The sequence below is a fragment of the Sphingomonas piscis genome, from assembly GCF_011300455.1.
Lineage (GTDB): Bacteria > Pseudomonadota > Alphaproteobacteria > Sphingomonadales > Sphingomonadaceae > Sphingomicrobium > Sphingomicrobium piscis.
On the sequence record NZ_CP049869.1, the window covers coordinates 815,425 to 828,393 of the forward strand.

Below are 12,969 nucleotides of genomic sequence, written 5' to 3' on the forward strand. Positions count from 1 at the left end.
GAGCGCAGGGTAGAGTTTCAAAACCCTCTCACCGGAGGTCGGCCTAGGTTCTCGTCAAGGGCCAGCGCGATCGGTCCTAATTGACCGGCGCGAGATCCAAGACCCGGACTTATGACCAATTTGCCTTCAGGCAGCGGCATGTAGCCCGCCAGGCTATCCCGCAGCATCATCTCTATGACGGGGATCAGGTGCGGCTGTCGCTCCACCACGCCGCCTCCAACTGCGATCCGCCGAGGGGCAGCAGCGCAGACGATCACATGGCATAGTTGCGCCAAGGTCCACGCGACCGCCGTCCAGATGGGGTCCTCACCGGTGACGTCCGCGAACGCCCGTCCGGACAGACGCGCGTTCAATGCACTGCCCGACGCGAGACCTTCGACACAATCGCCATGGAATGGACACGCGCCTGTGAACCGATCGTCAGGGTGGCGAGCAACGCGGACGTGTCCAAGCTCTCCGTGCGCAAATCCCCGAGTGGGTGAGCCGTTGACGATCAGCCCCACACCAACGCCGGTACCGACGGTGATGTAAGCAAAATCCTTCAGCCCCCTCCCGGCGCCCCATCGCATTTCAGCCAAGGCGGCACTGTTGACGTCCGTGTCGAAGGCTGGTCGGACACCAACGGCTGCGCCCAGGCGGCGTCCAACGTCGGTTCGGATCCACCCTCCTTTGGGCGTGGCCGTGATATAGCCCCAAGTGGCGGATCCAGCATCGAGATCGACAGGGCCGAAGCTAGCGACCCCCAGCCGCTCGAATGCGTGCGACTGCTGCCATCCGATAAGTATCCGTTCGATCGCCGCCAGCGTTTCGTCGGGAGATGTCGTGGCAACGGTCTCCTGGGCCCGGACGTCGCCTGACGCATCGGCAAGGCTGCAAATGCACTTGGTGCCGCCAAGCTCAACGCCGGCAATCAGCACGTCTTCATCGGGCCAATCATCATGCCGCACTTCAGTCACCACGCTCCGGCTCCTGCTCTTGTCCGGCCACCCTCCGGCAAACTTCATTTGCCAACCCGGCGCACTGCCCATAGCGTTGTGGTCAAACGGAGGGGAGTAGCATGAGCCTGTCGACCATCGATACGCTGGTGGTGATCGCCTATGCGATCTTCATTTTTGGATTGGCGCAATGGGTCAGCCGCGAGAAGGCGGGCCACCAGAAGGACACGTCCGACTATTTCCTCGCGTCCAAGTCGCTTCCCTGGTGGGCGATCGGCACCTCGCTCATCGCGGCCAACATCTCCGCCGAACAGATCGTCGGCATGTCCGGCAGCGGCTATGCGATTGGGCTCGCCATCGCCTCCTACGAATGGATGGCGGCGCTGACCCTTCTGATCGTCGGCAAATATTTCCTGCCGATCTTCCTCCGCAACCAGATCTACACGATGCCCCAGTTCCTGGAGCAACGGTACGGCAAGCTGCTCCCCGTGATCATGGCGATCTTCTGGCTGGCGCTTTACGTCTTCGTGAACCTGACCTCGATCATCTGGCTAGGCTCCATCGCGGTCAACAAGGTCGCGGGTGTCAACCAGGATGTGGCGCTGGTCGCGCTCGGGGCGTTCGCCTTGCTCTATCAGCTCTACGGCGGCCTCAAGGCAGTGGCGCTGACCGACTTCGTTCAGGTCACCCTCCTGGTGCTGGGCGGGCTCGTGGTCTCCTACCTGACCTTGGACCAGATCGGCGGTGGTCAGGGCATTCTCGCCGGGTTCGCAACCCTGACGCAGCGCGCGCCCGATCACTTCGACATGATCCTTGACCCTAGCAACGAGCATTTCAAGGAGCTCCCCGGCATTGCGGTGCTGGTCGGCGGAATGTGGATCGCCAACCTCAGCTACTGGGGTTTCAATCAGTACATCATCCAGCGCGCGCTTGCGGCCAAGAACCTCGGCGAGGCGCAGAAGGGTGTGGTGCTGGCCGCTTACCTCAAGCTGCTGATGCCGGTGATCATCGTCCTGCCGGGCATTGCGGCAGTCATGCTGGCGCCGGGTCTCGACAAGCCGGATGAGGCTTACCCAACCATGATGCGGCTGTTGCCGCCCGGCCTGCTCGGTCTCGTCTTTGCGGCGCTAGTCGCGGCGATCATCGCGTCGACAGCTTCCAAGATCAACTCGATCGCAACCATCTTCACGCTCGACCTCTATGCCAAGTGGCGCGGCGAGCGGACCCGCGCCGAAGACGGTCAAGGCGAGAGCGGTGCGGAGGAAAAGCACCTTGTCATGATCGGCCGCAGCGTCGCCGCGGTGGCCGTGGTGATTGCCCTACTCACGGCCCGTCCGCTGATCGGAAGCTCCGAACAGGCCTTCCAGTTCATCCAGGAATTCTCAGGCTTCTTCACACCTGGGATCACCGTGATCTTCCTGCTCGGCCTGTTCTGGAAGCGTGCGACGGAAGCCGGCGCGATCGCCGCCGCGGTCGCTTCCGTGGTCCTGTCCTACGTCCTGAAGGTGGCGATGCCCGACTTCCCGTTCATGAATCGAATGGGCCTCGTTTTCCTGATCAGCCTGGCCCTGGCGGTGATCATCAGCCTGGCAGTGAAGGGCCGGGGCGATGCCAATCGGGTCACGATGGAAGGCGTCAGCTTCCGGACGCCCGCAATCTTCAACATCGCGGGATTGGGCGTGATCCTGATCCTCATCGCGCTCTACGCGACATGGTGGTGAGTTAGCGCCACCGACGGAGCCTTTGCTTTCGCCGACACGCGTGTCACAGTCCAAAAAAAACAGTGTTGGGGAGCAGGATGAAGTTCAGGCATTTGGTGGCGGCCGCTGCGGTGCTCGCCATGTCAGCAGCAGCAGCGGCGGCGGACCTCCCGCGACTGGTCTCCAAGAACGGCCGCCACATGTTCGAGGTAGACGGCGCGCCTTACCTTATCCTGGGTGCGCAGGCTCATAACAGCAGCAACTACCCCTCGCAGCTCGCCAAGGTCTGGCCGGCGCTGCGCGAGCTTCATGCCAACACGCTGGAAATTCCAGTGTCGTGGGAGCAGATCGAGCCGCAGGAAGGGCGGTTCGACTTTTCCTATCTCGACGCGCTGTTACCTCAGGCGCGGCAGAACAATGTCCGGGTCGTCCTGTTGTGGTTCGGCACGTGGAAGAACACCAATCCCAACTACACGCCCGAATGGGTGAAGATGAACACGGCGCGCTTTCCGCGCATGCGGACGCCCGAGGGCAAGACCCACTACGCCTTCTCGCCGCATCACCGAACGACACTGGAGGCCGACAAGCGCGCGTTCGTCCAGTTGATGCAATATCTGCGCGAGAAGGATCCGCAGAATACCGTGATCATGGTCCAGCCGGAAAATGAGATCGGCAGCTACGGACTTGCGCGCGATCACGCCCCGGCAGCCGACGCCGCCTTTCGCGGCGCGGTCCCTGCAGAACTCGCCCGCCTAAAAGGCAAGGCCGGAACCTGGACTCAGGTTTTCGGCGACTTTGCCGAGCAGGCCTTCACCAGCTGGCACATGGCCCGCTACGTCGATGAGATTGCCGCCGCGGGAAAGGCGGTGAAGCCGCTGCCCATGTATGTGAACGCCGCACTCGGTGACGCCTTTAACGCCAAGGCCGCCTCCACCGTCCCGTCGGGCGGCCCGCAGTGGAACATGGTCGACCTGTGGAAGGTCGCGGCGCCGCACATCGATGCGCTGGCACCGGACATCTACGCCCGCGATCCCAAGGCGGTTGAGGCCTATCTCAGCCATTACAATGTGTCGAGCAACGCGCTGTTCGTGCCGGAGATCGGCAATGCGCCCGAGTATGCGCGCTATTTCTGGAGCGTGCTGGGCAAGGGCGGCATCGGCTTCGCGCCCTTCGGCATGGATTACACGTCCTACTCCAACTACCCGCTCGGCGCGAAAGCGCTGGACGCCGAGGCGATGGAAGCCTTTGCGTCCAAATACAGGCTGTTCCTGCCGATCGCGAGTCAGTGGGCACGGATCGCGTTCAACCACCCCACTTGGGGAACGGCCAAGGCGACGGACGAGGCCGATCAGAGCAAGGTAATGGGCCGCTGGAAGGTCACGGCGCAATATGGACTGTGGGAGTTCGGTGAGCGGGGGATGACCTGGATCCACGTCGACCCGCATCCGACGACTGGCAAACCGGTCGGCGGCATGGCGGTGGCGCAGCTCGGTCCCGACGAATTCCTGGTTACCGGGTCCGACGTTCGCGCCCGCTTTGCGCTCGACAAACCCACACCCGGCGAGAACGGCGCGATGGTCCGGGTCGAAGAAGGGACGTTCGACAGTCAGGGCCGCTGGGTCATGCGCCGGGTGTGGAACGGCGACCAGACCGACTACGGACTCAACTTCACTGCGCAGCCCGTGCTTCTGAAGGTGAAGCTCGGCGTCTATCGCTGACTGATTTGCTTGGGAGAAAGACCGTGATCGCCACTTCCGCGCGCCTGCTCGGCGCCACTTTGCTTGTGGGTGCCAGCAGCGCCGCCCTGGCCGCCGGCGGTTACCGCAAGATCGACAATGGCGTGATCGTCACGCCTGACGCCGGCCCGGAAAGAGCGGTGCGCCTGATGGTCTACGGCGACCGGCTCATCCGCGTCACCGGCACTCCGGACGGCAGCTTCAATCTGCCGCCCAGCCTCGTCGTCAACAAGCAGCCGGTGACCAGCGGCTTCACCGTCATCGAGCGTAACGGCGAAGTGGTGGTGGCCACCCCGCTGGTCAGCGCGTCCGTGCGCTTTAGGGATGGCAATGTCCGCTTCACCGACGCCAATGGCGAGGTCGACCTTGAGGAGACCGGCCCCGGCAGCTTCGCGCCCGTCACCCTGGACGGCAAGCCGTTTGTCGCCACCCGCCAGCAGTTCAACCGCAACACCGACGAAGGCCTGTTCGGGCTTGGCCAGCACCAGAACGGGCAGATGAACTATAATGGCGAGGATGTCGAACTCGCCCAGCACAATATGGACATCGCCGTCCCCTTCCTGGTGTCGACCCGCAACTACGGCATATTGTGGGACAATTATTCGATCACCCGCTTCGGCAATCCCAAGGCCTATAGCTTCGTCGGCGAAGGCAAGACCAGCCTCCGCGTCACCGACGAGGGCGGCAATCCCGGCTTCACCGCGCAATATTTCCTCGGCGACCGGCTTGCCGCCAAGCGGAACGAAGCCACGGTCGATTATCAGTACATCGACGACCAGCTGAAGTGGCCGGCGGAAGCCAAGGCGCAGACGGTCACCGCCACCACCGGCCAGAACACTGCCGGCAATGCGGTGCAGACGCAGCGGGTGATCTGGACCGGCAAGCTGACCCCAGGCATGACCGGTCTCAACCGCTTCCGCCTCTACTCATCCAGCTATGTGAAGGTGTTCGCCGACGGCAAAGAGGTGCTCAACCGCTGGCGCCAAAACTGGAACCCCTGGTACCACAACTTGGACCTGCCGATGACCGCGGGCAAGCCGGTGGACCTGCGCATCGAGTGGGAGCCGAATGCAGGCTATATCGCCCTGCTCCACAACGATCCCCTGCCCGAGCCCGACCGGCGCTCGATCAGCTTCGCCTCCGAAGCCGGCAAGGCGATCGATTACTACTATGTCGGCGCCGGCAACCTGGACGGAGTCATCTCCGGCTACCGGCAGCTGACCGGTAAATCGGCGATGATGCCCAAGTGGGCCTACGGCTTTTGGCAAAGCCGCCAACGCTACAACACGCAGGCCGAGGTGACCGGCGTGGTGGCGGAGTATCGCAAGCGCGGGCTGCCGCTCGACAATATCGTCCAGGACTGGTTCTACTGGCCCGAGGACCAGTGGGGCTGCCAATGCTTCGACGCGAAGCGCTTCCCCGATCCCGACAAGATGGTCCGAGACGTGCACGCGGCGGGCGGCCGCATCATGATCTCGGTCTGGGCCAAGCTCTACGAGAATACCGAGAATTTCAAGGAACTGGACGCGGTCGGCGGCATGCTGCGCGGTATGGATACGCCCTCGCCAAGCGAGCCGACCACCCCGGAATATATTAAGGCCAGTTACCGCGACTGGGTTGGCCCGGGCTATCGCAGCGGTTTCTACGATCCGTACAACAAGCGAGCGGCGGACATCTTCTGGCGGCAGGTGCGCGACGGCATCGCCAGCAAAGGCTTCGACGCCTGGTGGCTCGACAGCGACGAGCCCGACTTTCACTCCAACCTGTCGATCGACGAGCGCATCCGCCGCATGGGTCCGTTCGCGGCAGGCCCGGCAGCGGCCCTGTTCAACACCTATCCCCTGGTGCACGTCGACAATTTCGCGCGCAACCTGGTCGAGTACAAACCCGACGTCCGACCCTTCATCCTGACGCGATCGGGCTTTGCCGGGATCCAGCGCTCCAGCGCCGCCTTGTGGTCCGGCGACGTCGTGTCCCGCTGGGACGACCTCAAGGATCAGATCTCCGCCGGTGTGAACCTGTCCATGTCGGGGATTCCCAATTGGACCACCGACATCGGCGGCTTCGCTCTCGAAAGCCGCTACGAGAAGGGCGAGCGACAGCATCTGCCCGAGTGGCGCGAGCTCAACATGCGCTGGTTCCAGTTCGGTGCCTTCTCGCCCCTGTTCCGAAGCCACGGCGAAGCGCCAAAGCGCGAGATCTACGAGATCGCGCCCAAGGGCTCCGCCATGTACCGGGCAATGGAATATTACGACAAGCTTCGTTACCGCCTGATGCCTTACATCTATACGCTGGGCGCCGAAACATTCCACAAGGACGCAACTATCATGCGGGGCCTGGCGATGGACTTCCCGGCCGATCGCAAGGGCTGGGACGTGAAGGACCAATATCTGTTTGGTCCAGCCTTCATGGTCGCTCCGGTGACCAGCTTCGGCGCCCGCAGCCGCTCGGTCTACCTACCCGAGGGCTCCAACTGGTACGAATTCAACACGGGACGCTACCAAGGCGGCGGCCGGACCATAACCGCCGCCGCTCCGTTCGAGCGCATGCCCGTGTTCGTCCGGGCTGGCTCCATCGTCCCGACCGGCCCGGCGCTGCAGAGCACGGCCGAGCGCAGCGACGGCTCGCTCACGCTCAACGTCTACACCGGTGCGAACGGCAGCTTTTCGCTCTACGAGGATGACGGCACCAGTCGGCAATATCTGAACGGCGCCTATTCCCGCATACCGGTCAGCTGGAACGAAGCGACCAAAACGCTGACCATCGGGGCTCGGGAGGGCAAATATGTCGGAATGCAGGGCACCCGACGCATTGGCATCCGGTTGTATCGGCCTGGAACCGCGCGACCCTTCGCTCTGGACGGGCGAGCTGACAGGAGTGTCACCTACACCGGTCAGCCGGTCACCTTGACGTTGCGCTAAGGCTCAAGGCAGCTTCAGGCGCAGCGACGTTCGGGCCGCGGGAATGTCACCACCTGTTGTGCGGGAAAAGCGGCGCCGCCCAGCGCCTGCCTGCAGCAGTCCCGAAGATTGCGAAGGCGCGCGGCGGTAAGCGGGTCCAGAGCCTCGCCCAAGGCTGCGCTGACGATGACGGATGTCAGCAACTGGGTGGCGAAATCGACGTGCTGCAGCTTGAAGGCATGACGTTCGATCGTCTCCATCGACGACGACAGATCCTCTTCAATGCCATTCAGTTGTTGAAGGATAGAGCGCAAGCGAGTGACAAGTTCGTTTCGCGAGGGACTCAGGTGCCGTAGGCCGTCGGCCATCGCTGCCGCCGCGCTCAGCTTGTCCAGCGCCTCAGGATGACGGGCCGCGGTCTCGGGAACAGCCGCAAGATCCTGATGAAGGTCCTCGAACAGCCGGCGAAGCACGCTCAGGTCGCCCAGCAGGTAAGGGTAGCATTGCGCCATCACGACGGAGAAGATCGGCGCCTGAGCGGCGTCGCCCAGCACACTGGCATCCTCCGTCAACCGATTGTCCCACCGCATGATTCGTGACCTTCCCGCTAAGGGCAGACCATCGATCAAATCGGTTAACGCAGCGTTGAGAACTGCGGCACTTCAACTCGAAATGGACGTGATTTCCTATGCTCCCCATAGGCAACGACGGGCGCAAGGGAGCGAATTCTAAAGTTGGAAGGAATTCAGGATCGGACAAGGTCCCGGCGCACCGTTGCCGCACTCGTGGGCAAGACGCTTCAAGGAATTCCGCACCGCCTGAAGCTCGGCGATCCGCTCGTCCAGCGCTGCAATCCGCTCGCTGGCAAGCTGGTGGGCACGGGCACGGTCGCTGCCCGCGTCCAGTTCCAGCAATTCGCGGATCTGCTCGAGGGTGAAGCCTGCCGCCTGCGCCTGCCGGATGAAGCGCAGCCGCCGTACCTCCTCATGGCCGTAGCGCCGGATCCCGCCGTCACGCGTTGGCTGCGGCAGCAGGCCGCGCCGCTGGTAGAAACGGATGGTCTCCACACCCACCCCGCCAGCGGCCGCGAGCTTGCCGATTGTGAGCGAATGCCGCTCTTGACTCTGTACCATGGTACAGGACGTATAGGGGTTCCGGCCAGTTCACAAGGATTGATCAAGAATCTGGCAATGACCGCCATGGCCGAGTGGATGGCCATTGGCTCCAGGGCCGGCCATTAGGGAGTTTGTCCGTGCTTTCTCGTATCCTGGGCTTTGCCCTCGCCTCCGCTGCCAGTCCCGCGCTCGCCCAGTCGGTGGATCACGGCGCCATGGACCACGAAGCGATGGGTCATGCACCAGCAGCGCCGCACCCGGATGTCACGCCTGGTCTGACACAAACGACGCCCGACCCGCATGCTCAGCATCGAGTACACGAGGCCGCGGGCACGCCCGAAGAGCCCTCGGACCACGCGCCGATTACGGATCATAGCGGTCATGACATGCGCACGGGCCATGGCGACATGCCGATGATGACTGGTGCGCTTGGCCCTTACCCGATGCAACGCGAGTCTTCGGGTACCGCTTGGCAGCCGGACACGTCGGAGCACCACGGCCTGATGGGCCACCGCGGCGACTGGATGCTGATGGGCCACGGAGTTCTTAATCTCGTCACCGATCACCAGGGTCGCGACCGGGGCGACGACAAGGCGTTCGCATCGGGCATGCTGATGGGCATGGCACAGCGCCCGGTCGGGAACGGCACGCTTCAGTTCCGGGCGATGGTCAGTCCCGATCCGCTGATGGGCAAGCGCGGCTATCCGCTGCTGCTTGCAAGCGGGGAAACGGCGGACGGGCTTGAGCATCTGGTCGACCGCCAGCACCCGCACGATTTCTTCATGGAGCTCTCCGCATCCCTGTCACGCAACATCGGGCCGACCAGCAGCATGTTCCTGTACGGAGGCCTGCCGGGCGAGCCGGCATTCGGCCCGCCGGCGTTCATGCACCGCGAGGCGATCATGGACTCGCCTGAAGCGCCGATCAGTCACCATTGGCTCGATTCCACGCACATAACCTTTGGCGTACTTACCCTAGGAGTCGTCACAAACCGGGTGAAACTGGAGGTCAGCCGCTTCAACGCGCGCGAGCCGGACCAGCATCGCTGGAACATCGAGACGGGGCCGCTGGACTCGACCGCTGCACGGCTATCGTGGAACCCGACGAACAGCCTGTCGCTGCAGGGCAGCTGGGGCAAGTTCCGGTCGCCAGAGCAATTGGAGCCAGGAGTTGACCAGAGGCGCTGGTCGGCTAGCGCGCTCTACGCCAAGGGTATCGGTAGCGGCTGGAAGTTGGCGAGCACCCTGGCCTGGGGCCGCAAGACGATCGCCGAGCATGATCACGTATTTCGCGACGATGCGGTCGTCGCGGAAGCTTCGCTGAAGAAGAACGACTGGACCCTGTTCAGCCGCGGCGAGCTGACTGAGAACCGCGAATTGATCGAGGTCGCGGGCGACCATGGCCCCGCTTACCGCGTGGGTAAGGTGTCGGTCGGTGCCGTGCGGGACTTCCGCATCTCCGAACATATTTCGGTCGGCGCCGGCGGGCTCCTGGCCCTGAACTTCGTGCCGCGCGCGCTGGAGGAGGACTATGGCTCCCGTAATCCAATGGGCACCATGGCGTTCATTCGTCTGCGGGTAGAATAGGCTTCTCTTCAACTTCGGTGCCAGAGCAACGATATGGTGCCGCACTTGAGCGCGGAGGCGGATTGATGAGAGGGTTCGGGCTGGTTGTTGCGTTGTTCGCGTCGGCGCTCGCCGGCGGTGTGGTCGCGCGGATTGTCCCGCTTGGTACCAGCGACGAGCAAGCGGCCGCTTCCACAGCACCGCCCATCGTTGACGATGAAAAGGGCGTTGCCCTTCCCGCCCTGATCCGCAAGACATCACCGGCGGTCGTCAACATCGCGGTGCTTCAGCCTTCGCCCGCGGCTCAGAACCCTCTTCTGCGTGATCCATTCTTCCGTCGCTACATGGGGGTGCCGGACTCCGCCCTGCAACCGGCGCTGTCGGCGGGGTCAGGCGTGATCGTCGACAGCGCGCGCGGGCTGGTCATTACCAATTTCCACGTCATCCAGAATGCGCAGGCCGTCGAAGTCGGCCTTAACAATGGCAAAAGCTATCCCGCGCAACTGCTCGGTGCTGCGCCGCAACTCGACATTGCTGTGCTTCGGGTCGAGCCGCGCAATCTTCCCGCATTGCCGCTTGGGGACAGTTCCAAGGTGACGGTCGGCGATTATGCGGTGGCGATCGGCAATCCGTTCAACCTCGGCCAAACCGTCACCGCCGGAATCATCAGCGCCACCAATCGCGCCCTCGCCGAGGGCGACAGCCGACGCTTCATCCAGACGGACGCGCCGATCAACCCGGGCAACTCGGGTGGCCCGCTGATCAACTCACGCGGCGAGGTAATCGGAATCAACTCCGCGCTGATCAGCCCCAATCAGGGCAACGTCGGAATCGGCTTTGCCATTCCTTCGAACATCGTCCGGCAGATATTGGAACAGGCTGAACGGCAGGCCCGCTAGGGACGGGTCGTCCGCAGGCCCACTGCGCGGACTCCTGCCTCGGCACAGGCGATGTCATCCTCCGTTTTCGCGCCGGACACTCCGATGCCGCCCAGCGCCTTTCCGTCGGCGGCAAACGCCGGAACCCCTCCGCCGAAGCTCGCGATGCCCGGCAATGTCGGCGCGTTCCACTTCGCGGTCTCAGTACCGGCGTAGCGATAGGTCGCGGCGGACCGACTCTTCAACATGGCTATATCGGAAACAGCCGTGGATGCGTCGTCCATCTTGGCAAACGCTAGCAACCGGCCGGCCTCGTCATGCACCGCGATGGAAACGTTCATCTTCCGCTCCGCCGCAAAGGCTAGACAGGCGTCGCGCATCTTCGCCGCCGTGCCATAACTCAGCACCGGCCGAAGCGTCTGCGCCGATGCCGGCGCCGAAGCGATCATCAGTAGTGTTCCGATCCATTTCTTCATCTTGCCCTCCCCATCCTCAGTTCGCTCTTAGCAACTCAAACGAGACCACGTCCCCGAAGTCGGATAGCAGGGACGAAACCGCCTTTGTCGGTCGGTGGCAGCTGCAGCCGCAGTGCGTCCGCTTCCTGTGCAAAACGAAGTTGCGGTCCTCCGAGTAGGTCGACCCGCTCGATCTCGCGGCCGCCTAGCGCCGCCTTGCCGAGGGAGGCCAGCGCGGACATACTTTGAGACCAATCCAGAAAGATGGCGTACAGAACATCGCCTTTGACCGTGAACCGCACGTCTTCGGCGGTGAACGGCTTTGCCTCTCCTTCGGCCATATGGCCAAGCGGCGGCTTGGTTGGGCCTTCGCCGAAGGTGTGCCACGGCCGCGTGCCGAAGATCGCCTCGCCGTTACGGGCATTCCACGCCGCAATCTGATCGAGGATCGCTTCTTCCTTCTCGTCGATGCTGCCGTCTCCGCGCACGGGAATGTTAAGCATCAGATTGCCGTTCTTCGACACTACGTCCGCGAGCCGCTGCACCACGTCCTTCGCGCTCTTGTAACCGCCGCGTTCGTAAAGCGGACGGTCGTAGTGCCAATTGCCGATGCAAGTGTCGGTTTGCCACGGCTGCGGCATGATGCCGGCGACGAATCCGCGCTCGACGTCCTGGACAATCCCGCGCGTCTGGATCTCGGTCAGGCGCTTGGCGGTGACCACGCCCATGTCGCCCCGCCATTCCATGCTCTTGCGGTAGAAGTGCTGCACGGCCTGAAGGCCGACGCGCCCGAACGGGATTTGATGGTCGTCGAAATAGACCATGTCGGGACGGTACTTCTCGACAAGGTCCATTTGCCGCAGCAGCCATTTGTCCGCGAACGCCTGCCGGCCGGGCGGGACATCTTCGACCCACTGCCCGTCCCGCGCATCGTGCCACTTTGTCATGGCCTCCGCGGAGGTGATCCCTGCAGGCGGTACATAGGTCGGTCCGGTGTAGAGATCCTGGGGATCGAGGCCTTCCCAGAAGGTTCCGCGCCCGTGATGCTTGCGGCGCCAGTAGGCATCATAGCGTCGGCCGCGCATCGGCCCTTCGGCGTCATAGCCATAAGCGGTCTGCCACCAGTGCCAGGCGTGGCTGCTATGATTGGACACCGCGAACTTGAGGCTGGTCTGGCGAACGAGCTTTTCCCAGGTGCCGATAATGTCCCGCTTGGGCCCGACCCGAACGCTGTTCCAATCATGGTGTGCGCTATCGAACAGATCCAAATTGTCGTGATGGTTGGCCATCGCCATGAAGTAACGGGCGCCGGTCCTCTGGTATCGCTTCAGAAGGTAGGCAGGATCCCAATTCTCGGCCTTCCACTGGCCGATGATGTCGAGAAAGCCGGTCTTGCTGGGGTGCCCGTAGGTGCCAAGATGATGTTCGTAGGCGGTTTCACCCTGTTGCCACGATTGCCGGCCCTGAATGTACATCAACCGGCCGTACCAGTCGCCCCGCTCCGGCTGACATTGCGGCCCCCAGTGCGCCCAGATGCCGAACTTCGCGTCGCGGAACCAGTCGGGAGCTTGGTAGGTGGAGGCAAGGCTCTCCCAGCTTAACTCCGTATTCTGCCCGACCGCAGCAGCCGACCCGGCACCAGCCGCAAGGCCGCCGATCAATGCCTGGCGCCGGTTTATCCGCAT

At 63.2% G+C, this 12,969-nt stretch carries 10 protein-coding genes; 5 read left to right on the forward strand and 5 right to left on the reverse strand.

Annotation, left to right across the window (positions count from 1 at the left end; translation table 11 throughout):
- Positions 1-17: 17 nt before the first annotated feature.
- Positions 18-959, reverse strand: a complete 942-nt coding sequence (locus G7077_RS04050) for an ROK family protein (protein ID WP_246167370.1) — start codon at positions 957-959, stop codon at positions 18-20.
- A gap of 98 nt (positions 960-1,057) precedes the next feature.
- Here G7077_RS04050 and G7077_RS04055 point away from each other — a divergent pair, with 98 nt between their 5' ends.
- The 3 genes from G7077_RS04055 (at position 1,058) to G7077_RS04065 (ending at position 7,292) form a co-directional block, all read left to right on the forward strand.
- Complete coding sequence (locus tag G7077_RS04055; protein WP_166410592.1) at positions 1,058-2,656, forward strand: sodium/sugar symporter; 1,599 nt, start codon at positions 1,058-1,060, stop codon at positions 2,654-2,656.
- Between the two features lie 77 nt (positions 2,657-2,733).
- Positions 2,734-4,353, forward strand: a complete 1,620-nt coding sequence (locus tag G7077_RS04060) for a DUF5597 domain-containing protein (protein WP_166410593.1) — start codon at positions 2,734-2,736, stop codon at positions 4,351-4,353.
- A 23-nt stretch (positions 4,354-4,376) separates the two neighbouring features.
- Positions 4,377-7,292 (forward strand): glycoside hydrolase family 31 protein, encoded by a 2,916-nt coding sequence (locus G7077_RS04065; protein WP_246167372.1) that lies wholly within the window; start codon positions 4,377-4,379, stop codon positions 7,290-7,292.
- Between the two features lie 14 nt (positions 7,293-7,306).
- Here the strand turns inward: G7077_RS04065 and G7077_RS04070 are convergent, their stop codons facing one another.
- Positions 7,307-7,861, reverse strand: a complete 555-nt coding sequence (locus G7077_RS04070) for a hypothetical protein (RefSeq protein ID WP_166410594.1) — start codon at positions 7,859-7,861, stop codon at positions 7,307-7,309.
- Positions 7,862-7,999: 138 nt separating this feature from the next.
- Positions 8,000-8,404: a MerR family transcriptional regulator gene (locus G7077_RS04075; RefSeq protein ID WP_166410595.1), complete on the reverse strand. Its 405-nt coding sequence runs from the start codon at positions 8,402-8,404 to the stop codon at positions 8,000-8,002.
- A gap of 119 nt (positions 8,405-8,523) precedes the next feature.
- Here G7077_RS04075 and G7077_RS04080 point away from each other — a divergent pair, with 119 nt between their 5' ends.
- Positions 8,524-9,972, forward strand: coding sequence for a hypothetical protein (locus tag G7077_RS04080; protein WP_206367692.1), 1,449 nt, complete (start codon positions 8,524-8,526; stop codon positions 9,970-9,972).
- 65 nt (positions 9,973-10,037) lie between these two features.
- The gene (locus G7077_RS04085; RefSeq protein WP_166410597.1) at positions 10,038-10,850 is read left to right on the forward strand and encodes a S1C family serine protease; all 813 of its coding nucleotides are present in this window, start codon (positions 10,038-10,040) and stop codon (positions 10,848-10,850) included.
- Here the strand turns inward: G7077_RS04085 and G7077_RS04090 are convergent.
- Together G7077_RS04090 and G7077_RS04095 are read right to left on the reverse strand one after the other, a co-directional pair.
- Complete coding sequence (locus tag G7077_RS04090; protein WP_166410598.1) at positions 10,847-11,305, reverse strand: GlcG/HbpS family heme-binding protein; 459 nt, start codon at positions 11,303-11,305, stop codon at positions 10,847-10,849. The two genes, G7077_RS04085 and G7077_RS04090, sit on opposite strands and share 4 nt — an antisense overlap.
- Positions 11,306-11,340: 35 nt before the next feature.
- A complete protein-coding gene (locus G7077_RS04095; protein WP_166410599.1) occupies positions 11,341-12,969 on the reverse strand; it encodes an alpha-L-fucosidase in 1,629 nt (542 codons plus the stop codon).